At 74.0% G+C, this 22,800-nt stretch carries 13 protein-coding genes; 6 read left to right on the top strand and 7 right to left on the bottom strand.

The features are described 5' to 3' along the window. The first annotated feature begins 15 nt into the window (after nt 1-15). From FHS37_RS27830 to FHS37_RS27815, 4 genes are read left to right on the top strand one after another with little or no spacing between them, the layout of a single operon-like run. Nucleotides 16-1,074, top strand: a complete 1,059-nt coding sequence (locus tag FHS37_RS27830) for an iron-siderophore ABC transporter substrate-binding protein (protein ID WP_184826165.1) — start codon at nt 16-18, stop codon at nt 1,072-1,074. A gap of 46 nt (nt 1,075-1,120) precedes the next feature. After that, nucleotides 1,121-2,908, top strand: a complete 1,788-nt coding sequence (locus FHS37_RS27825; RefSeq protein WP_184826163.1) for an ABC transporter ATP-binding protein — start codon at nt 1,121-1,123, stop codon at nt 2,906-2,908. A gap of 57 nt (nt 2,909-2,965) precedes the next feature. Further along, nucleotides 2,966-13,870, top strand: coding sequence for a non-ribosomal peptide synthetase (locus FHS37_RS27820; RefSeq protein ID WP_184826161.1), 10,905 nt, complete (start codon nt 2,966-2,968; stop codon nt 13,868-13,870). After that, nucleotides 13,857-15,569 (top strand): ABC transporter transmembrane domain-containing protein, encoded by a 1,713-nt coding sequence (locus tag FHS37_RS27815; RefSeq protein WP_184826160.1) that lies wholly within the window; start codon nt 13,857-13,859, stop codon nt 15,567-15,569. The genes FHS37_RS27820 and FHS37_RS27815 overlap by 14 nt, the downstream gene beginning before the upstream one ends. A 30-nt stretch (nt 15,570-15,599) precedes the next feature. Here the strand turns inward: FHS37_RS27815 and FHS37_RS27810 are convergent, their stop codons facing one another. Beyond that, entirely contained in the window at nt 15,600-16,700 is a 1,101-nt protein-coding gene (locus tag FHS37_RS27810; protein WP_184826158.1) for an alpha/beta hydrolase-fold protein, read from the bottom strand. 93 nt (nt 16,701-16,793) lie between these two features. Here FHS37_RS27810 and FHS37_RS27805 point away from each other — a divergent pair, with 93 nt between their 5' ends. Continuing rightward, nucleotides 16,794-17,006: an MbtH family protein gene (locus FHS37_RS27805; protein ID WP_184826156.1), complete on the top strand. Its 213-nt coding sequence runs from the start codon at nt 16,794-16,796 to the stop codon at nt 17,004-17,006. Between the two features lie 78 nt (nt 17,007-17,084). Here FHS37_RS27805 and FHS37_RS27800 read toward each other — a convergent pair whose 3' ends face one another. The 6 genes from FHS37_RS27800 to FHS37_RS27775 all read right to left on the bottom strand — a co-directional run bounded on the left by FHS37_RS27800 (nt 17,085) and on the right by FHS37_RS27775 (nt 21,887). Continuing rightward, the gene (locus tag FHS37_RS27800) at nt 17,085-18,728 is read right to left on the bottom strand and encodes an alpha/beta hydrolase (protein ID WP_184826154.1); all 1,644 of its coding nucleotides are present in this window, start codon (nt 18,726-18,728) and stop codon (nt 17,085-17,087) included. 78 nt (nt 18,729-18,806) lie between these two features. Further along, complete coding sequence (locus FHS37_RS27795) at nt 18,807-18,977, bottom strand: hypothetical protein (RefSeq protein WP_184826152.1); 171 nt, start codon at nt 18,975-18,977, stop codon at nt 18,807-18,809. 283 nt (nt 18,978-19,260) lie between these two features. Continuing rightward, nucleotides 19,261-20,136 carry a cytochrome c biogenesis CcdA family protein gene (locus FHS37_RS27790; RefSeq protein ID WP_184826151.1) on the bottom strand — a complete coding sequence of 292 codons (876 nt, stop codon included), beginning with the start codon at nt 20,134-20,136 and terminating at the stop codon, nt 19,261-19,263. Further along, nucleotides 20,133-20,888: a DsbA family protein gene (locus tag FHS37_RS27785; RefSeq protein ID WP_184826149.1), complete on the bottom strand. Its 756-nt coding sequence runs from the start codon at nt 20,886-20,888 to the stop codon at nt 20,133-20,135. Before FHS37_RS27785 ends, FHS37_RS27790 begins: the two co-directional genes overlap by 4 nt. 50 nt (nt 20,889-20,938) lie before the next feature. Continuing rightward, entirely contained in the window at nt 20,939-21,436 is a 498-nt protein-coding gene (locus tag FHS37_RS27780; protein ID WP_184826147.1) for a hypothetical protein, read from the bottom strand. Nucleotides 21,437-21,497: 61 nt separating this feature from the next. Then, nucleotides 21,498-21,887 (bottom strand): hypothetical protein, encoded by a 390-nt coding sequence (locus tag FHS37_RS27775; protein WP_184826393.1) that lies wholly within the window; start codon nt 21,885-21,887, stop codon nt 21,498-21,500. A 438-nt stretch (nt 21,888-22,325) separates the two neighbouring features. On the opposite strand from FHS37_RS27775, the gene FHS37_RS27765 reads away from it, so the two are divergent. After that, the gene (locus tag FHS37_RS27765) at nt 22,326-22,784 is read left to right on the top strand and encodes a DUF6281 family protein (RefSeq protein ID WP_184826145.1); all 459 of its coding nucleotides are present in this window, start codon (nt 22,326-22,328) and stop codon (nt 22,782-22,784) included. The last annotated feature ends 16 nt before the right edge of the window (nt 22,785-22,800 follow it).

Genomic DNA, 22,800 nt, shown 5'->3' with positions numbered 1-22,800 from the left:
GCAAGGGGATTGCGGATGCTCCTCCACACGACGACGCGTAAGAGGCCCCGGCGGCGGACGGCGGCGGCACTGTCCGCCGCGACGCTCGGCCTCGGCCTCCTCGCGGGATGCGGTTCGGAATCGGACCCGGCCGACCAGGGCAACGACGGCGGCTCCACCGCCGGGGCCGGCGCCTTCCCGGTCACGGTGGAGCACGCGTTCGGCGCCACGGAGGTCACCGAGGCCCCGAAGCGGGTCGTCTCCGTCGGCTACACCGACGACCAGACCGTCCTGGCGTTCGGCGTCAAGCCGGTCGGCATGACCGACCAGTACCCGAACCCGCCGGGCCGGAGCCCCGACATCAACACCCAGTGGCCCTGGGTGAAGGACAAGTGGGGCGACACCGAGCCCGAGGTCGTCATGGAGAACGGCGACGCGGGCCCCAACTACGAGAAGATCGCCGCCCTGCGCCCGGACCTGATCGTCGCGGTCTACTCCGAGATCGACCGGGCCGCCTACGACAAGCTCTCCAGGATCGCGCCGACGGTGGCCCGCACCAAGGCCGAGAAGGAGCCGTTCAGCGCGCCCTGGCAGGACAACGCGCTGCACATCGCCAAGGCGCTCGGCAAGGCCGAGGAGGGCGAGCGGATGGTCGAGGAGGTCGAGGACAAGCTCGAAACGGCCAGGAAGGAGCACCCGGAGTTCGCCGGCAGGACCGCCGTCGTGCTGTCCTGGTACGAGAACTCGGTGGCGCCGTTCACCTCCACCGACGTGCGCGGACGGCTGGTGTCGGGCCTCGGCTTCACGTACCGGACCGAGATCGACGAGGTCGCGGACGGCAGCTTCTACACCAAGCTCTCGCCCGAGCGCGTCGACCTGGTCGACGCCGACCGCATCTTCGTCATCAACGACGAGGCCGACACGGAGGCCCTGAAGAGGTTCAGGCTGTTCACCAACCTGGACGCCGTGAAGAGGGGCAACGTGTCCTACCTGCTGGACAGCGAGGGGCCGGCGGTCGGCGCGGCCATCTCCCAGGGCACGCTGCTGTCGATGCCGTACGCGGTCGACGAGCTCGTCGAGTCGGCGGCCGACTAGCGATGCCGGTCACCACGTCCCGTCCCCGGCCCGCCTGGAGTGCGGTGTGAGCACGACCGCCACCCGCGCCGCCCCGGCGACCCTGCGCACGGCCACCGGACGCGAGGCGGCCCGATGGGTCGTGGCGCACTGCCGCCGGGTGCCCTGGCTGTCGGCGGCCACCGTGCTCACCACGGTGGCCGGGGCCGCGCTCCAGGTGCTCCCCGTGCTCCTGCTCGGCCGGGTGGTCGACGGGGTGGCCGAGGGCGGACCGCGCTCGGCCCTGATCACCATCGGGGTGCTGATGGGGGCCGCCGCACTGCTCGGCGCGGCGGCCACCGCGGTGTCGACCTACCTGATCGGCCGGCTGGGCGCCGACCTGCTCGCACGGCTGCGGGAAGGGGCCGTCCGGGCGGTGCTGGGGATGCCGAGCGCACGCGTCGAGCAGGTCGGCCGGGGAGACGTGCTCTCCAGGGTCGGTGACGACGTGGCCGTCGTCTCCAGGGGCGTCCGCACGGCCGTCCCCACGGTGTTCTCGGCGGGAGTCCTGGTCGCCATCGCCACGGCCGGCATGTTCGGCCTGGACTGGCGGCTCGGACTGGCGGGCGCGGGCGCACTGCCCGCGTACGCCCTGGCCCTGCGCTGGTACCTCCCCCGGTCCGCCCCGCTCTACCGGAAGCAGCGCATGGCCCAGGCCGACCGGGCGCAGGCGCTGATCAGCGGCCTGGACGGGATCGACACGGTCCGGGCCTACCGCCTGGAGGAGGCCTTCCGCGAGAGGGTCACCCGTGAGTCGTGGCGGGTGCGCGACCTCGGCATCGAGGTGTTCCGTTTCTTCGGCAGGTTCGTCGGCCGGGAGAACCGCGCCGAGTTCATCGGACTGGCCCTGATCGTCGTGGTGGGGTACGCCCTGCTGGAGGCCGGTGCCGCCAGCCTGGGCGAGGTGTCGGCGGCCCCGCTGCTGTTCCACCGGCTGTTCACCCCGCTGGGCCTCATCATGTTCACCTTCGACGAGGCACAGAAGTCGGGCGCGAGCCTGACCCGGCTGGTCGGGGTGCTGGGGGAGGACACGGAGCGCCGGCTGGTGGGCGACCCCGCCGTCGCACCGGCGGACACCGCGCCGTACCCGGTGACGGTCGAAGGGCTGACGTTCCGGTACCCCGGCGCCGACGAACCGGTCCTCAGGGACGTCAGCCTGGCGATCCCGGCCGGCGGTTCGCTCGCGCTGGTGGGGGCGACGGGCGCGGGCAAGACGACCCTGGCCGCGCTGATCGCGGGCATCGGCGCTCCGCAGTCCGGATCGGTGCGGATCGGATCCACCGACCTCGCCGGACTGGACGAGGCCGGTGCGCGGGCCCTGGTGAGCATCCTGACCCAGGAGACGCACGTGTTCTCCGGTCCGCTCGCCGACGACCTGCGGCTGTCCGCACCGGGGGCGACCGACGCCGAGCTGATGGACGCGCTGCGCACGGTCGGCGCCGACGCATGGGTCGAGGCACTGCCCGACGGGCTGGGGACCGCGGTCGGCGAGGGCGGTGAGCGCCTGGACGCCACCAAGGTCGCCCAGATCGCCCTGGCCCGGCTGGTGCTGGCCCGGTCGCCGGTGGTGGTGCTCGACGAGTCGACCGCGGAGGCCGGCAGTGAGGGCGCCGCCGAACTGGAACGGGCGGTGCTCGCCGCCTGCGCGGGCCGGACCACCCTGTTCGTGGCGCACCGGCTGACCCAGGCGACGGCGGCGGACCGGATCGCCGTGCTGGACGCGGGGCGCGTCGTCGAGCAGGGCACCCACGAGGAGCTGGTGGCCCTGGGCGGCCGGTACGCGCGACTGTGGCAGGCGTGGCGCGAAGGAAGTTAGGCAGGCCTTAGTTCGGTTGGGTCCGTCCGCTCTCCCGGAAAGGGTGCTGAGTCTTCGATGAGGGAACCGAGCGCTCGTCTCGTACGGCTTTCTCCCGCGCGCCTGGCCGGTGTCCGCAGGCGGACCGGCGACCACTCCGACCGGACCGTCACCGAGGCGTGCGCCATCGGGCTGGCGTACTGGGCGACGGGCCGGGGGAGCGACGGGATCGACCTCACCCCCGCCACCCTGTTCGCCGACGTCCTCGGCTGGGTCGACCACGGCGGTTCCGCGCCCGGCGACTGGGAGGTCGGCGCGGACGGCCGGAGCATCACGGTCCCGGAAGGCGTCGACCCGGCCGACGCGCAGCAGGCCCTGGACGACCTGGCCGACTTCCCGGACCGGTCCCTCGGCACCATCGGTCCGTCCAGTGTGGCCGCGAGGCTCGAGACCCTGGCCGAGTGGAACGACACCCGTGCCGACCGGGTCCGCCCGACCGTCGTGGAGATGTTCCGCGAGCAGGCCCGGACCAGGCCGGACGCCGTCGCCGTCGTCGACGGGCACCGGACGCTGACCTACCGCCAGGCCGCGGAGCTGTCCAGCCAGTTGGCCCACCACCTGATCGAACGCGGCCTCACCGCCGAACAGGTCGTCGGCATCTCCCTGGACCGCTCCGCCGACATGGTGATCGGCCTGCTCGGCGTGCTCCAGGCCGGATGCGCGTTCGTGCCGCTCGATCCGCAGTGGCCCGCCGCGCGCCGGGCCGTCGTCGTCGCGGACGCCCGGGTCGCGGTGCAGCTCAACGACTCGGGCGAGCACGCGGCGGGGGAACCGGAGGCCGTGGCCGTCGACGTGGACGACTGGCGGTTCGGCTCCCACCCCACCGGGGGGACCGGGGTCGCCGTCCACGGCGACGCCCTCGCCTACGTCATCTTCACGTCCGGCTCGACCGGGCGGCCCAAGGGCGCGATGATCCGGCACGAGGCGATCAGCGAGCGCCTGCTGTGGCAGGTGCACGAGGTCCTGGGCTTCGGCCACGACGACGCGTCGCTGTTCAAGGCGCCGTTGTCCTTCGACATCTCCGTCAACGAGATACTCCTGCCGCTGGTGTCCGGCGGCCGGCTGGTGGTCCTGCGGCCCGGCGGCGAACGCGACCCGCACCACCTGCTGAGCGTGATCGCCGAGCAGCGCGTCACCTTCACCTACCTGGTGCCGTCCATGCTGGACGTGCTGCTGGAGATCGCGGGCGACTCCGGGCGACTGGACAGCCTGCGGCACGTGTGGTGCGGCGGCGAGGTGCTGACCCCGGAACTGTACGAGCGGTTCCGCGCCAAGCTCGACGTCCCCCTGTACCACGGCTACGGCCCGGCCGAGACGACCATCGGCGTCTCGCACGTCGTCTACCGGGGCGCGGCGGAACGCCTGTCGACGTCGATCGGCAGGGCCAACCCCAACACCCAGCTGTACGTCCTGGACGACGAGCTGCGCCCGGTCCCCGTCGGGGTCGGCGGCGAACTGTACGTCGGCGGCTTCCTCCTGGGGCGCGGGTACGCCAACGCGCCCGGCCTCACCGCCTCCCGCTTCGTGGCGAACCCCTTCGCGGACGACGGGTCCCGGCTGTACCGCACCGGTGACCTCGCGCGGTTCGCCCCGGACGGGTCGCTGGACTTCCTCGGCCGGGCCGACAACCAGATCAAGATCCGCGGCATGCGGCTGGAGACCGAGGACGTCGAGGCCGGTCTCGCGGAGCACCCCGGCGTACGCCACACCTGCGTCGTCGCGAAGAAGAACACGGCGGGCGGCACCTACCTGGTGGGGTACGTCATCCCGGCGGCCGGGAGCGAGGACCTGCGGGCGGACGAGGTCAAGGCGTGGGCCGCGGCGCACATGGTGGAGTACATGGTGCCCGCCCACATCGTCGTGATGACGGAGTTCCCGCTCACCGCGAACGGCAAGCTCGACCGGAACGCGCTGCCGGAACCCGCGGTCGGGACGGGCTCCCTGGTGCCGCCCGCCACCGACGACGAGCGCGCGGTGTGCGCGGCGGTCGCGGCGGTGCTGCGGCTCGAGGAGGTCGGCGTCGACCAGGACTTCTTCCAGCTCGGCGGAGACAGCATCCTGGCCGTCTCCCTGCTGGGCGCGCTGCGCGACGCGGGACTCCACGTCACGGCACGGCAGATCCTCACCCACAGGACCGTGGGGGCGCTGGCGGCGGTCGCGAGCCGCGGGGACGCCCCCGCCGTGGACCACCGCGACGTCGCGACCGGTGCCGTCGCGGGGTCGCCCATCGTGCAGTGGCTCGGCGAGACCACCGACGCGATCGACGGCTTCGTCCAGTCGGTCGTCCTGAACACGCCGGCGGACCTGACCGCCGACGCCCTCGACGCGGTCCTCACCGCCGTGGTCCGGCACCACGACATGCTCCGCGCCAGGCTGGTGCGCGGCGAGCGCTGGGGCTTCGACGTCCCGGAGGCGGACCGGGCCCTCGCCGGGTGGCAGGAGAGCGACCGGCCGCTCGACGAGTGCGTCGCGCTCGCCACCGACGGGCTGGACCCCGACGGCGGCGTGATGCTGCGCGCCGTCTGGCGCCGCGCGGCACGGCAGCTGGTCCTGGTCGCCCACCACGTGGTGGTCGACGGCGTCTCCTGGCGGGTCCTGATGGAGGACCTGGCCACCGCCTGGCGGCAGTCCTCCTCGGGCGCCCCGATCGAACTGCCCCCGGTGGGCACGTCGTTCCGGCGCTGGACGCAGCTGCTGGAGCGCGCCGCGTTCGACGCGGACAGCTCCTACTACCGGCGCCCCCTGCCGGGAGACGACCGGCCGGTGGGCAGGCGCGCGCTGTCCGCGTCCGACACCGTCGCGACGGAGCGGCTGCGGACCGTCTCGGTCGGCCCCGGGACCACGGCGGCGCTGCTGGGCGAGGTCCCCGCGAAGTTCCACGCGGGCGTCAACGACGTGCTGCTGACCGCGCTCGCCGTCGCCCTCGCCCGGTGGCGCCGCGACCTCGGGCAGGACCAGACCTTCGCGCACATCGAGCTCGAGGGCCACGGCCGCGAAGGACGGTTCGTGGCGGACTCCGCCGGGTTCGAACCCGAGCTGTCGCGGACCGTGGGCTGGTTCACCACCCTGTTCCCGGTGACCGTCGACCCCGGCGCGGCCACCGACTTCACCGCGCCCGGATACCTGACCGCGGCGCTCAAGGCGGTCAAGGAGGACCTCGCCCGGGTCCCGGACAACGGCGTCTCCTACGGCGCCCTGCGCCACCTGACCCGCACCGAGTTCGACGCGCCCGCACCACAGGTGCTGTTCAACTACCTGGGCCGCTTCGCCGCCGGCTCCTCCGGCGACTGGCAGCTCGCGGTCGCCGCAGGCCAGTTGGGCGAGAAGCGCGACCCGCGCATGCGCCTGCCGCGCGCCCTGGAGTTCAACGCCGTCGCCGAGCCGGTCCCGACCGGCGGGTACGAGCTGGTCACCACCATCTCCTGGCCCGCCGGAATGTTCACGGACGAGGACGTCACGACCCTCGGCGGGTACCTCCGCACGGCCCTGACCGGGCTGGCCGCGCTCGACCCACGGGGCGGCCACTCGCCGAGCGACTTCGGCCCGGTGCCGCTGACCCAGGCCGACGTCGACGCCCTGGACGGCCCGGCGCTGCGGGACGTCCTGCCGCTGACCCCGCTGCAGGAGGGCCTGTACTTCCACTCCGTCTTCGACGACGACTCGGCGGGCGCCTACGTCGAGCAGCAGCTGCTCACCCTGGACGGCGAGGTGGACGCCGGCCGGCTCGCGGCGGCGGCCACCCGGCTGCTCACGCTGTACCCGAACCTGGCCGCACGGTTCGTGACCCTCGCCGACGGCCGTGTGGTCTCCGTGCTCGAGAGCGGTGTCGAGGCCCCCTTCACCGTGCTGGACCGCCCCGGCGTCACCGACGACGGGATACGCGACCTGGCCGAGCGGGACCGCCGCGCCGGGTTCGACCTGGCCGCCGGCCCGCTCATGCGGTACACCCTCGTCCGCGGCGGCCCCGGCCGGAACGTCCTGGTGCAGACCGTGCACCACATCGTCGCCGACGGCTGGTCGGTGCCGCCGATGCTCCGCGCGCTGCTGGCCGAGTACCACGCGCCGGGAACCGTGCGCCCGCTCGGCGGCTTCCCGGACCACGTGCGCCGGCTCGCGGCACGCGACGACGACGAGAGCGACCGCGTCTGGCAGGACCAGCTCGCCGGGCTGCCCGGCCCGTCCCTGGTGGCCGAGGGGCACACCCCGTCCGACCGGTTCGCCGACACCTCCGTGGAGCCGGACGTCGACGTCGACGCGGCCGCACGGTCGGCCGGCGTGCCGCTGAGCGTGGCCGTGCACACCGCCTGGGCGGTGACGCTGGGCGGCGTCCTGCACGGCAGGGACGTCGTGTTCGGCTCCACCGTGTCCGGACGCGACGCGGACGTACCCGGCATCGAGGACATGGTGGGCCTGTTCATCAACACCGTCCCCGTACGCGCCCGGTGGACCGGCACCACCACGGCCCGGGACCTGCTCGCCTCGGTGCGGGAACACCGGAACGCGGTGCTGGCGCACCAGCACGTCCCGCTGGCGAGGATCGGCCGCCGGGCCGGCGTCGGCGGCCCCCTGTTCGACACCCTGGTCGTGTTCGACGTCGCGACCGACGTCGCCGGTCTGCGGCGGCCCGGCGACACGCTGGTCGTCACCGGCATCGTGAACGAGGGCGCACCGCACTACCCGCTGACGCTGGTGGTGGAACGCGCACCCGGCGGCCGTCCGCGCTTCAACCTGATCCACGACGGCGAACTGCTGCGCGGGACGACCGCCCGGGCGATCCTGCGCACGTTCACCTCGGCCCTCACCGCCCTGCTCACCCGACCGGACGCCCTGGTCGACGACCTGGCAGCCGGCACCGACCGGCGTCCCGAGCCGGTCACCGGGACCACCCTGGGCGGACTGTTCGACGCCGCCGCGCACCGGGACCCGGCGGCCACCGCCGTCACCCAGTGCGGTCTCGACGGCCGCACGCGGTCCCTGACGTACGGCGAACTGGCCGGAGCCAGGAACGCGTTGGCCTCGACGCTGCGCGCGGCCGGGGTACGGCCGGGCCGGCGGGTCGCCGTCGCCGTCCCGCGCTCCGTGGAGCAGGTCGTCGCCCTGGTCGCCGTCGTCGGCGCGGGCGGCGCGTACGTGCCGCTGGACCCGGCGTACCCGGACGAACGGCTGGAGTACATCCTCACCGACGCCGCCCCGCAGGTCGTCCTCGTGGACCGCGGGCAGCGCGACCGCTTCACACGACTGCTGGCGCGGACGGGGGTACCGGCCCGCGTCCTCGTCCAGGGCGACGAGCCGCCGCCCGCCGGCACCGGGGACGGGCCGGAGGCGAGGGCACACGACCCCGCGTACGTGATCTACACCTCCGGGTCGACCGGCCGGCCCAAGGGCGTCGTCGTCCCGCACTCCGGTGTGGTGGCACTGCTCGCCAACACCCGGTCCGCCATGGCCTTCGGGCCGCACGACGTCTGGGTCCAGTTCCACTCCTTCTCCTTCGACTTCGCGGTCTGGGAGCTGTGGGGCGCGCTGGCGCACGGCGGTGAGCTGCTGGTGCCGGAGTACGGGCTGACCCGCTCCCCGGTCGACTTCCACCGGCTGGTCCGCGAACGCGGCGTGACCGTGCTCAACCAGACCCCCTCGGCCTTCCACCAGTTCGTCGAGGCCGACCGGCTGGCCGGCGAGCCGCTGCCCGCCCTGCGCCGGATCGTCCTCGGCGGCGAGGCGCTGGACCTCGGGCGGCTGCGCGGCTGGGTCGAGCGGCACGGCACCCGTTCGCCCGAGCTGGTCAACATGTACGGCATCACCGAGACCACCGTGCACGTCACCCACCGCGTGCTGACCGAGGAGGACTTCGGCCCCGGCGACGGCGCCAGCCCGATCGGCGGCCCGATCCCCGGCCTGGTCACCCACCTGCTCGACGAGCGGCTCCGGCCGGTGCCGCCGGGCCGGGTGGGCGCCATCTACGTCGCCGGCGAGCAGGTGTCGCTCGGCTACCTGGGCAGGCCCGGGCTCACGGCCGGCCGGTTCGTGGCGGACCCCTTCGCGGGCGACGGCTCCCGCATGTACCACACGGGCGACCTCGCCCGCCGCACGCTCGACGGCGAGCTGGAGTTCGTGGGCCGTGCCGACGACCAGGTCCAGCTCAAGGGGTTCCGGATCGAGCCGGGCGAGGTGGAGTCCGCGATCCGGGAGCTCGACGGCGTGGTCGACGTCGCCGTGACCGTGGCCGGCAGCGGCGACCACCTGGTCGCGCACGTCGTGGGCCGGGTGCCCGCCGACCTCTCCGGCCGGCTGTCCGCGAAGCTGCCCGCGCACATGATCCCGGGCCGGGTGCTGCCGGTCGACGCGCTGCCCCTGACGGTCAACGGCAAACTGGACCGCAAGGCCCTCACCGAGCGGGCCGCGCGGGACGACACCCCGACGGCCGTGAGCGATTCCGCGCTGGCCGCGCTCGTCGACGTCTTCGCCGGGACGCTGCCCGGCTCCGCCGCGGACGGCGACACCGACTTCTTCCGCGCCGGAGGCGACAGCATCGTCGCCATCACCGTGGTCAACCGGGCCAGGGCACTCGGCCTGGCCATCACACCCCGGGACGTGTTCCTGCTCAGGACACCGCGTGCGCTCGCCGAGCACCTGGGGACGCGCACCCCCCGGGGCGGGACGGGGCCCGCACCCGCCCGCCGTGCGGACGGTCCGCTGACGCCGACGCCGATCATCCTGCGCCAGCGCGAACTGGGTGGATCCCTCGCCCGGTTCGCCCAGGCCAGGACCCTGGAGGCCCCCGGGGGCACGGAGCTCGCCGACGTCGAGCGCGCCGCGCACGCCGTCGTCGCCGCGCACCCTGTCCTCCGGATGCGGCTGCGCGTCGAGCACGGCGTGTGGGCGCTGAGCACCGGGCCCGCCCGCCGGATCACCGTCGCACGGGCGGACACGACCGACACGACGACCGCCGCGGACGAGGCCGCCGGGCGGCTCGACCCCGAGTCCGGGGACGTCGTCGCCTTCTCGTGGCTGGAGGCGAGCCGGACCCTGGTGGTCACCGTGCACCACCTCGCCGTCGACGCGGTGTCCTGGCTGATCCTGCTGGACGACCTGGCCACCGCCCTGCGCGGGGAGCCCCTGCCCCCGCCGACCACGTCCTACGCCGAGTACGCCGACGCGCTCGCCCTCCGGTCCGCCGAGGCGATCGACGGCCTCGGGCACTGGGTCACCACGCTCCGGGCCCCCGGACTGCTCCCGACGGTCGGGGAGCCGCGGGAGACCACCGTCGTGCTCGCCCCGCACCTGAGCGACCGCGTGACGCGTACCGCGCCCGCCGCCCTCGGCATCGGCGTCACCGAGCTGCTGTGCGGCGCCCTGCGCACCGCGCTGACCCGCGTCCAGCCGTCACCCACCGATCTCGCGATCGAACTGGAGCGGCACGGCCGGGTCCCGGCGCTGGAGCACCACGACTACACCCGCACCGTCGGCTGGTTCACCGCCGTCGCACCCGTGCGGCTCACCGCGCACACCGACCCCGTCGCGGCGGCGCGCGAGGTCGCCGAACGCCTCCCGGACGAGCGCGCGCACGTCGCCTACGGGCAGCTCAGGTACCTCAACCCGCAGACGGCCCCGCTGCTGACCGCCCGCCCGCAGGTGCTCCTCAACTACCTCGGCCGGGGCAGCGAGTCCCGGGCGGTGCGCCTCACCGGCGGCGACCGGGGCGGCCCGTACGCCGTCGAGGTCGACGCATGGCTCGACGAGGCCACCGGAAGCCTGCACGCGGAGTTCGTCCTCGCCGAAGGCGTTCCCGACCGGATCACCGAGCACTGGCGCGACGCGCTGGAGCACGTCGCCGAGGCCTGCGCCGGGACCGAGCGCACCGCACCGGTCACCCCGCTCCAGCGGGGGCTGTTCTTCCAGGCCCAGATGGCGGGCCCGGCCGGACACTACGTCGCGCAGAGCTGGTTCACCTTCGACCGGCGCCTGGACACCGACGCGCTGGCCGAGGCGATGGCGCACGTGATCACCCGGCACCCGGTCGTGGGCGCCGGCTTCACGGCCGACGCCGACGGCAACCCGGTCCAGGTCCTCGGGACGGGCCGGCGGGTCGACGTCCGCACGGTCGTCCTGTCGACGGAGGCCGAGGCCGACGCCCTGCGCGCCCGGGACCGCGGCACCGGATTCGACCCGGGCGAGCCGCCGCTGATCCGGATGACCGTGGTGCGGCTGCCCGACGACCGCGACGGCCTGCTGCTCAGCTACCACCTGCTGCTGTGGGACGGCTGGTCCCGCGAGATCGTGCTGCGGGACCTGTTCGACGCCTACCGGGCCGTCATGGAGGGCGAGCCGCTCGACCCGGCCCCGGCCGCACCGGGCTTCGAGGACCACGCCCGGGCGCTCGCCGCCGAGGATCCCGCCGCGGCGGAGCGCTTCTGGGCGGAGCACCTGGCCGGCCTCCCCGGCCCGACGCTGCTCGCCGGACCGGCGCCGGACCTCTCGGACGGCCTTCCGCGCGCCCTCGTGCACACGCTGTCCGCCGAACGGTCGGAACTGCTCCGGGACGCGGCCAGGACGCACGGCGTCACGCTGAACTCGGTGCTGACCGGCGCGTTCGGCCTCCTGCTCGGTGCGCGCACGGGCCGCGGCGACGCCGTGTTCGGCGTGACCGTCTCCGGCCGGGAGGGCGAGGGGCTGTCCGGCGTCGTCGGCGTGCTGCTCAACACCGTGCCGATGTGGACGCGGGCCCGGCCGTACGACACGGTCCGCGCGTACCTGTCGGCCGTCCAGGCGTCCCGGGTCGAGGCGATGGAGCACGAACACCTGGGGCTCGGCGAGATCCAGCGGGCCAGTGGGCACGACACCCTGTTCGACAACCTGTTCGTGCTCCAGAACTTCCTGGACCCGGACGCGTTCGCCGAGATGAACGCCAGGCACGGCATCACCTCGGTGAAGGCCGACGACTCCACCCACTACCCGTTCACCTGGGTCGTCACGCCCGGCGACCGGCTCACGGTCAAACTGGAGTACCGCCACGGCGACACCGAGCACGCCCGTCGCCTCCTCGACGACTACCTGCGCGTGCTCGAGGACCTGGCCCGGTCGACCGGGCCGGTGGGGGCGCTGCGGGGCTCGGGGCCGGTACCCGGGCGGACCGAACGGACGGACGTCGGCACGGACACCGTGGTCGACCGGTTCGACCGGGCGGCGGACCGCGCCCCGGAACGGGTCGCGCTCGTCGCCCACGGCTCGACCATGACCTTCGCCCGGCTGAGGGACCGCAGCCGCGCGGTGGCCGGTGTGCTCGTCCGGCGCGGCATCGGTCCCGAGAGGACCGTGGGCCTCGCGGTCCCGCGCTCGCTCGACTCGATCGTGGCGCTGTTCGCCGTACTGCGCACCGGCGCCGCGTACGTGCCGCTGGAGCTGGACCACCCGGACGAGCGGATCGCCGCGATCGTCGCGGACGCCCGCCCGGACGTGATCCTCACCGTGAGCGCCGTGTCGCCCCGGCTGGCCGGGCTCACCGGCGACCTGATCGAGCTGGACCGCCCGCTGCCCCGGGCCGAACCGTGTCCGACGTTCGCGCCGGACGACCCGGACCGCCTGCGGCACCCCGCGTACACGATCTACACCTCCGGATCGACCGGGAGGCCCAAGGGCGTGGTGACCGAGTACGCCGGGCTCACCAACATGCTGGTCAACCACCAGCGCCGGATCTTCGAGCCGGTGCTGGCACAGCACGGCCACCGGGTCTTCCGGATCGCGCACACGGTGTCGTTCGCGTTCGACATGTCGTGGGAGGAGCTGCTGTGGCTGGCCGACGGCCATGAAGTGCACATCTGCGACGAGGAGTTGCGCCGCGACGCGCCCCGCCTGGTCGAGTACTGCCTGGAGCGCGGGATCGACGTGGTCAACGTGACCCCGACCTACGCGCAGCAACTGGTGGCCGAGGGCCTGCTCGACGACCCGCAGCGGCGGCCGGCGCTCGTGCTGCTGGGCGGCGAGGCCGTCACCCCGACGCTCTGGCGACGGCTCGCCGGGACCGAGGGGACGGTCGGCTACAACCTGTACGGACCCACCGAGTACACCATCAACACCCTCGGCGTCGGCACCTTCGAGTGCCAGGACCCGGTGGTGGGCGTGCCCATCGACAACACCGACGTGTACGTGCTGGACCCGTGGCTGCGGCCCCTGCCGGACGGCGTTCCCGGTGAGCTGTACGTGTCGGGCACCGGCATCGCGCGCGGTTACCTCGGGCAGCCCGCCCAGACCGCGCACCGCTTCGTCGCGTGCCCGTTCGGCGAACCCGGCGAGCGCATGTACCGCACCGGGGATCTGGTGGTCCGCCGGCCCGACGGGAACCTGATGTACCTGGGCCGCACCGACCAGCAGGTCAAGATCCGGGGGCACCGGGTCGAACTCGGAGAGGTCGAGGCCGCGTTCGCGGCGCACCCGGCGGTACGGTTCGTCGCCGCGGTCGCCCAGCCCGACCCGCAGGTCGACGGCGCGCACCGGCTGGCCGCCTACCTCGTGCTGGACGGCGCCGAGTTGGCGGCCGTCGCCGCCGAAGTCGGCGCCGGACTGCCGGACTTCCTGCGCCCGACGCACTACGCCCAGGTCGACGGCATCCCGCTGACGGTGAACGGGAAGGCCGACACCAAGGCGTTGCCGGAGGCCAAGCCGCTGGGCGCGCTGACCACGGCGGGGGAGCGCGGCCCGCGGACCGGGACCGAGACCGTGGTGTGCGAGTTCTTCGCCGAGGCACTGGACCTGGACGACGACGAGGTGAGCGCGGTGAGCGACTTCGTGTCCCTCGGGGGGCACTCCATGCTGGCGGTGCGGCTGATCGGGCTGCTCCGCCGGGAGTACGGTCCTGTGATCACGATCCGAGACCTGTTCACCCTGCGAACCCCGGAAGCGATTGCCCGCCACCTCGATGACCGCTCCTGACGCTCCTGACACGCAGCAGCCCCGCACCGGGGCCGGCGTCCTCCGGACCGCACTGCGCCGCAACCTCGGCGCCATGGCCGGCGGCACCGTCCTCATGGGCCTCTACCAGGCGGGCGAGACGGCCTTCCCCATCGCGCTCGGCATGATCGTCGAGCACACGATGCGGGACGGCCGGACCCTCGGCGCGCTCGCCCTGTCGATCGCCGCACTGGCCGTGATCATCACGACGGTCTCGCTGTCGTGGCGGTTCGGCATGCGCATCCTGCAGAAGGCCAACACGACCGAGGCGCACCGCTGGCGGGTGAAGGTCGCGGCCTGCGGACTGCAGCCCGTGGCCAGGGACGTCGACCTCAAGTCGGGCGAGGTGCTGACCATCGCCACCGAGGACGCCGACCAGACCGCCGACATCATCGAGGTGGTGCCGCTGCTGATCAGCTCACTGGTCGCGGTGCTGGTCGCGGCGGTCGCGCTGGGGCTGGCCGACCTCCGGCTCGGCCTGCTGGTGATCGTGGGAACCGCCGCGATCCTGTCGGTCCTGAGCGTGCTGTCCGGACGGATCGGCACCAGCACCCGCGAACAGCAGGCCCGGGTGGCGCGAGCGGGCGCCAAGGTCGCCGACCTGATCACCGGCCTGCGTCCGCTGCACGGCTTCGGCGGCAACCACGAGGCGTTCCTGTCCTACCGGAAGGTCAGCACGGAGGCGAAGCGCCAGGCGGTCACCGTCGCCAAGGCGAACGGCGTGTACGCGGGCGTCGCGCTGGCCCTCAACGCGGTCCTCGCCGCCGCGGTGACCCTGACGGCGGGCTGGCTGGCGTTCGACGGCCGGATCACCGTCGGGGAACTCGTCATGGCGGTGGGGCTGGCGCAGTTCATCATCGAGCCGCTCAAACTGTTCTCGGAGATGCCGAAGTACGTGATGACCGCGCGCGCGTCGGCCGAGCGGATGGCGCTGGTGCTGGCCGCGCCGCCGGTGACCACCCCGGGGCCGGAGCGCCCGGCCGCGGGCGGAGACCTCGAGGTCGACTGCGTCCGGTACGGGGCCCTGCGCAAGCTGAAGTTCCAGGTGTCCGCCGGCGAGTTCGTGGCGATCGCCGCCTACCAGCCGCGCGCGGCGGCCGACCTCGCGGCGGTCCTGGCCGTGCGCGTCCCGCCCGACGCGTACGAGGGGGTGGTGCGGATCGGCGGACAGGAGCTCGCGGACCTCTCGGTCGAGGCGGTCCGCGAGCACATGCTGGTCAACCCGTACGACGGGGAGATCTTCGCGGGCACCCTCCGCACGAACATCGACCCCTCGGGCACCAGCCGGACGGTCCCCGAGGCCGTCGAGGCGTCCATGCTGACCGACGTCGTCGCCCTCCACCGCGAGGGACTCGACCACGGCGTCCGCGACCGCGGCGCGAACCTCTCCGGGGGGCAGCGCCAACGGCTGTCCCTGGCCCGCGCCCTCGCCGCCGACACCGACGTCCTGGTCCTGCACGACCCGACGACGGCCGTGGACGCGGTCACCGAACAGCTCATCGCGCGAGGCGTCGCGAAGCTGCGCCGGGGCCGCACCACCGTCGTGATCACCAGCAGTCCGGCCCTCCTGGACGTCGCCGACCGGGTCCTCGTCCTGGACGGCGGCGTCGTCACCGCCGAGGACACCCACCGGAACCTGCTGGCCACCGACGAGGAGTACCGCCTGGCGGTGGCCCGGTGACGAGCCGGGGCCCGTCCGGCCGGACCGGCCCTAGGCGAGTGCCCAGGCGACGTCCCTGAGCAGGGCGTGCCGCCAGCCCGCCCGGTCGTGGCCCGACGCCGACCGAGAGACCCGCACGGTCGCACCGGCCTGTTCGGCCAGGGTCTCGGTGAGTTCGCAGTGGGGGAGCATCCGCGTCTCGTGCTCCCCCACGTCGAACGCGACCCGCAGGCCGGACAGGTCGGGGCGTTCCCGCAGGCGCGCGGCGACGGAACCGCCGACCGGGCCGCCCAACGGGTCCGCCAGGTCCGCGGCGCCGGGCGTCCACCAGAACGCCCCCGACTGGCAGGCGACGCGGGACACCAGGTCCGGGAACTCCAGTGCCGCGTACACCGCGCTCAGCCCGCCGAGGCTCTGCCCGGCGACCACCAGCCGGTCCCGGTCGGCGGGTACGCCGGTCTCCGCCACCAGCGGCAGCAGCTCGTCCCGGACCGCCTCCCACAGCCCGGGCCTGCACGCGAACTCGGCCTCCCTGTCCCCGGCCGGGAGGAAGACGAGGGTGACGGCGGGCATGTCACCACCGGCGACGGCCGAGTCGAACGCGGTCATGGCCGGGTGCAGGTACAGCCAGTCGTCCCCGTCGAGCAGCAGGACCACCGGCCCGCCGCCGCCCGCGGGGTGGACGCGCACGGTGCGCCGCCCGCCGAGCCGTTCGCTGGTCCAGCGGATCCGGGTGCGCGGGACGGGCAGGACGTCGTCGGCGCCGAGGGCGGGCCAGTGCGGCTGGGCCGGGGCGTCCGGCGTCGCGGCGACGGAACGGTCACCGCCCGCGCCGACCGGGTTGAACGGGTCGGCGTGCGCCGCGTCGCCCACGAGGAACCGGTAGGTCACCCGGAGCCGGGGAGGCATGCGCACCGCGGCGTACCAGCAGTCCGTGTCGTCCCACCGGCGCAGGGGCACCGGCTCCGACCAGCTCTCGAAGCCGATGCTCGCCCCGGAACCGCGCCACAGGAACAAGGTCGTCCAGCCGCCGTCGCCGGCGGGCACCGACACGGGCGCCCCCACCGTCGCCCAGAACTCGTCCGTACCGGGTGCTCCGGGCAGGCCGAACTCGGCGAAGGCGCCCCCCGTGCCGGCCGCGAGACCCCCCATGACGTCTCCTTGTGAGAGGGAAGGGGAAAAGCTAGGTTAACTCCAATTAGGCGAGGCTAACCTAAACTTGGCGTGCCTTGGGAGGAACTCAGCATGAGCACCAACCCCTTCGACGACGCCGAAGGCCGTTTCCTGGTCCTGGTGAACGACGAGGGCCAGCACTCGCTCTGGCCGTCCTTCGCCGAGGTGCCCGGGGGGTGGACGGTCGTCTTCGCCGAGAACACCCGGCAGGCGTGCCTGGACTACGTCGAGTCCCACTGGACCGATCTGCGCCCCCGCTCCCTCTCGGCGTCCACGGACGGCTGACCGCCACCGGCCGGCCCGGGCTCCCGGACCGGCCGGCGGCGGCAGGCGGACGCCGGCGGTGTCGCCGTGGTCCGCGCCCTACTTGCCTTCCGGCAGCGGCTCCGCCTCGCACACCGCGCCGCTTCCCGGGAGCTTCCCGTCGAGCAGGTACGCGTCGACGGCGTTCCGCACGCACGCGCTCCCGTCGTAGGCGCCGTGGCCCTCGCCCCGGTAGGTGAGTTCATGGCCCACGCCCTCGCCGAGCTGCTCCGCCATGCGGGCGGTGCCCTCGTAGGGGGTGGCGGGGTCGCCGGTGTTGCCGACCAGCAGGATCGGCGGCGCGCCCGGTGCGCTCACCTCGGGGTGCTCGGCCTCTCCCGGCACCGGCCAGCCGTCGCAGAAGAGGGTGGCCCACGCCAGGGCTGGCCCGAACAGGGGCGACGCCTCGACGAACTCGGGCAGCTTCTCCTCCACCTCCGCCACGGTGTAACGGCCGTTGAAGTCGGCACAGGTGACGGCCCTCAGGGCGTCGCTCTCGTTGCTCTCGTCGCCGTCGGCACCGCCGACGAAGCGGTGCCGTTCCAGTGACTCCGCCAGGTCCATCATGATGGCGCCGTTGCCGGTGGCGGCCGCGTCCTGGCCCACGAGGTCTTCCAGGCCCACGAGGAGCGCGGGCCAGTTGCCCTGCGCGTAGAGGAAGTCGGTGATGACGGCGATGAGCTCGTCGCCGCCGAGCTCGCCCCCGTCCGGGAAGGAGAGCGGGGCGTCGTCCAGGTCGGCCTCGAGCTTCACGACGGCGTCCACGATCTCCTCGACACTGTCGCCGAGCGTGCAGCCCTGCTCGACGCACCACGCGGCGAAGTGCTCGAAGGCGAGCTGGAACCCCCCGGCCTGTCCGAGGGCCTGCTCCATCAGGTTCTGGGTGGGGTCGATGACGGCGTCCAGGGCGGCCCGGCCGACGTGTTCGGGGAACAGGTGGGCGTACACGCCGCCGAGCTGGGTGCCGTACGAGACGCCGAAGTAGTGGAGCTTCTCGTCGCCGAGGACGTGACGCATCAGGTCCAGGTCCCGGGCCGCCTCGGTGGTGCCGACGTGGGGGAGGACGTCGCCGGAGTTCCTCTCGCAGGCCGCGGCCGTCTCCCGGAGGAACTCGACCAGCGCGTCGCTCTCGTCGTCGCCGTCGTCGGGGGCGAAGTCCACCGCGTCGGCCAACCGGACGGTGGTGGCGGCGTCCAGGCAGCGCACGCCCCGGCTGTCGCCGACGCCGCGCGGGTCGAAGCTGACCAGGTCGTACCGGGAGCGGAGCTTCTCGTAGGCGGGGGCGAAGACGGGCAGTCTGGCGACTCCCGAGGTTCCGGGGCCACCGAAGTTGAGGAGCAGCGAACCGATCCGGTCGTCCGCGGCACCGCTGGAGCGGGCCCGGATCAGCTCGATGCCCATCGACTCCCCGGAGGGGTCGTTCCAGTCCAGCGGCGCCTGCATGGTGGTGCACTGCCACCGGGTGCCGTCCGGCAGGGGGACGGGGGCTTCGCCGCCGCCCTGGGCGGGCGAGGGGGCGGGGCAGTCCTTCCAGTCCAGGGACTGCTTCCAGAACCGGTTCTCGTCCTGGCCTGCGGCCGCTGTGCCGCCACCACCGGCCTGGCTGCCGTCCCGTGCGGGCGGCGAGCAAGCCGCCACGGAGCAGGAGAGCAGGGCGGCGGTGGACAGCAGGACAGCGGCGGATGTCGCTCTTATTGGGGGCATGCCCTCAGATTCCGAGGGCCCGGCCGGAGCCGCACGGCGTGTCGTCCATTAGGGGAGAAAGGTGTGCCGAGCAGCCGGTTACCGCCCGGACGGCCGGCAGGGGGTGCCGTTCACGATCCGGCCCCTCGGCAGCGAGAGCCCGAAGAAGCCTTCCACGACGCTCAGCGCGGTGCGGTGCACCTCCCCTCGGTCCCGCTCCGGGTCCGGCAGGCCCGCGGCGGTCAGCAGTTCCCGCAGTCGGGTGGCCATCGCGGTGTCACCGTCGCCCCCCGGTAGCCCCACGGGGCGTCCAGGTGCAGACTGAAGCCGCTCGGGAGCCGACCGCCGTGAAGTGCGCGAAGTTCGGCGGAACCGGCTTGCCGCTCTCCTCCTCGCGCCCCAGGAGGAAGACGTGCGTGCCGCCGCGCGACACCGGTGCCGGCGGCGCCACCGCCCGCTCCCCGGTGAGGGAGACGGCGTGGCCCGAGGCCGAGGCCGAGGTCGGGAGAGGGGGCCCGGCTCGTCGCCGGGCCCGCCCCTCCCACGTGTCCGCTCAGCGGTGCTCCGCGCCGTCCGGCCCGGGGGCCTCGCCCGGCTTCGCCGCCCCGGACCGTTCGGCGCCCCGTACCAGGACGAACACCGCGACCAGTGCCGCGACCGCCGCCAGCACCAGCAGCAGGACCCGGTCCGGGACCGCACCTCCGAGCGCCGACAGGCGCTCCTCGAGCGCGAACTCGGTGTCGGTGCCCAGCGGCGACGGCAGCGCCGACGTGCCGTCGAACGCCAGGAAGACCGCTCCGAGCACGACGAACAGCGTTCCGCCCACGACGGAAGTGCTGTGGAACGACAGCGGGCCCACGGGGAACACCCTGCCCCGCAGCCAGCGCCTGCGTCCGAGGTCGAACCGGTCCCACAGCAGGGCCAGGACGAACACCGGGACGGCCATGCCCAGGGCGTACACCGCCAGCAGCACCCCGCCGTGCGCGGGATCGCCGTCGATGGCCGCCACGGTCAGGATGCCCCCGAGGATCGGCCCGGCACAGAATCCCGCCAGCCCGTACACCGCGCCCAGGACGAACACCGACAGGGCCGAGCCCGTACGCCGGTCCCCGGCCGCCTGTGCCAGACGCCGGGAGCCGAAGCCCAACCCGGCGATCTGCGCCACGCCGAGGGCGACCAGCGTCCACCCGCCTCCCGCGACCAGCAGGTCGCGGTGGCCGTAGAAGAGCCTGCTGGCGAACGAGCCGGCGACCCCGAGCGGGACCAGGGTCGTGCACAGGCCGACGTAGAAGACACCGGTACGGGCCACCAGCCGGGTCCGGCCGGTGAACGAGTACGCGAAGAACGCGGGCAGCAACAGCGCGCTGCACGGGCTCAGCAGTGCCAGCAGTCCGCCCAGGAACGCCACGGCCAGGCCGACCTCGCTCACTCCTCCACCGCCCTGGCCGCCGCCTCGACAGCGGACCTGAAGGCGTCCGTCGGCTGGGCGCCCAGGATGGGCTCTCCGTTCACCAGGAAGGCGGGGGTGCTGCTCACGCCCAGGCCGTACCCCTCGTCCCGGTCCCGCGCGACGGCCTCGCGCGCCTCCTCGGAGGACATGTCCGAGCGGAACCTGTCGATGTCGGCCACGCCCGCCTCCCGGGCCATCGCGACGAGCCTGTCCGTGCTGAACGCGCCGGAGTTGCGTTCCCGGGACTCGCCGTAGACCACGTCGTGGAACTCCCAGAACCTGTCCTGCCGGCCCGCCGCCCAGCCGGCCAGCGCGGCCCGCTGCGACTCCTCGCCGAAGACGGGGAAGTTGCGCCACTCGATGCGCAGGATCCCCTCGTCGACGTACGAGCGCAGCAGTTCGGGCTTGGTCTCGCGGGCGAACCGGCCGCAGAAGGGACACTGGAAGTCCGAGTACTCGATCATCACGACCGGTGCGTCGGCCCGTCCGACCGCCAGCGCGTCGGACGCGTCCCGCCGGGCGAGGGCGAGCAGGCCCTCGTCCGCGGGAGCGGGGACGGCGGAGGCGGACCCGGCCGCGGCGGACCCGCGCGCCCCGCCGCCCCGGCTGTCGGAGCCGCCCGGCAGGAGAACGAGGACGGCCGTGGTCGCGGCGGCCACCAGGACGGCGCCCGCCGCATAGGTGCGGCGGCTGCGAGAAGAGGAAGCGGACGGGGAGGAGGAAGCAGTCATGGAACGCCTCTGAAGGTGAGAAGGACGAACGGGGAGGCCGGGCCGCGGCGTCAGACGGAAGCCGGGACCGGGCACTCGGCCTGAGCGGAAAGGCGCCGCACCGCCGCTTCGGCGAGCAGGACGACGGAGGCGACGGCGAGCAGCGGCTGCACCGGGGCCCAGTAGCTGAGTGCTCCGGAGGTTCCCAGGAGCACCAGCACGAGCTTGTTGCACACCGGGCAGCCCACGGCGAAGAACGACAGCACGCCGCCGACCGCTCCCATCCGGCCCCCCGGGCCGGTCGCGTCGGCGGACACGGGAGCGTCCGGCCGACGGACGTACGTGCTCAGCACGATGCCGGCCAGGACGGAGGTGAGGGCCAGGACGGGGTGGTTCCACCACTGCACGGGGACCGAGCGGCCGAACAGCGGATTGGGCACCACATCGGTGGGCACGCCGACGGCAACGGCCGTGGCCAGGGCGCCGGCCCCCGCCACCCACCACTGCCTCGGCCGCCACCCGCGCAGCGCTCCGCCCGCCCGGCTCAGCGAACGCCGGGAAGAGGACATGCGAAGGACTCCGTTTCCGGATGAGGAAAGAGGAAATGAGGACGCGACTACGGGAGTCGGCCTACATCCGCAGAACGGAGAAGGGGGCCACCGGAGGCGGCGGCGCGGGCCCGCGGAGCAGCGAGGCGGTGAAGGCGGACGGCGAGGCGTCGGCCCGGTCCGCCGTGTGCGGCGAGGCGGAAGCCTCGGCCGGTGGGGAGACGGTGCCCGTGTGCTGCGCGCCGGACTCGGACACCAGCAGCTTCACGCCGCACGGCTTGGTCCCCTCGGCCGCGGCCGGTGACGAGAACGAGACCGTCCGGGACGCGGACACCTCGTCGGAAGGAGCCGACCGCTGCTGGGCCGCGTGGCCGAACAGGCACAGCAGCCCCACGACGGCCACCAGCAGCGCGAGCACACCGCGCAGCGCGACCGTGGTCGCTGCGTGACGCGGCACTCGCTTCGTGGACACCTGCTCGTCTTCCTGCCTTCCGGAGGTAACGCCACCATAGAGCACACCGGCCCGGTGGAGATCCGCCGCCACCCCTGACACCGGCCCGCCGACGACCACGGCCGACCCACGGCCGCACCCGCCCACGGCCGGAGCCGGCGCGAGTTCGCTGCGCGCCCTGGCGGTGAGCACCCGGTCGAGACGTCCGTCCGTCTCCTCGTGCGCGATGCGTTCGTCGGCACAGGCATCGCGCAGGCGCCGCAGGGCCGTCCCACTCCGGGGCCTCCCGACGAGGCCGTGCCGAAGGGACGGGACACCGAAAGCGGGGTGAACGCATCCGCTCCGTGCTCCGTCATGGCCGTGAACCGGTCGGGGGGACGCGCGTGGGGCCCGAACTCCCCAGGCATCGAGCGGTGCCCGACGAGACGGAGCGCGCACGCTCCGGAAGGAGCCCCACGGATGCGGGTCACACGGTCACTCCCACGTGACGACGACAGGTCGCCGCGGCTGCGGTTTCCGCCGTTGTCCTCGGTGACGGTGGTGGTCACGGCCGTGCTGACGGCCGCCTGTGCGGCGCAGGGCGCTGACGGGGAGGCCGAAGGGTCATGCGCGCTCACGGCCACGTACGGGGGCCGTACCTACACGGGCGTGGCCGGCGTCGACTCCACCGCGGGCGACGCACTCGGCACCGCCGAGTTCCCGCCCTGCGACGACACACCGGGCCACCCCGACGATGCGGGAGGGCACGAGCCGGCCACGGTCCACGCCGTCGACGGCTTGGACCCACGGACGGCCATCGCGGTGCGGTACACCTCGGACGAGTTCGTGCTGCTCGCCGTCCGACCCGACGGCGACCTGCCTCCGGAGGCCGAGAACCTGGCCGGGCGCTCGGCGGTCTCGCCCGGATCGGCGGGCTGACCGGAGGAGGAGGCCC

This window comes from Streptomyces griseomycini, from assembly GCF_014203535.1.
GTDB lineage: Bacteria > Actinomycetota > Actinomycetes > Streptomycetales > Streptomycetaceae > Streptomyces > Streptomyces griseomycini.
The sequence above is the reverse complement of the archived record's forward strand: the minus strand, read 5'-3'. Positions and strand labels throughout refer to the sequence as shown.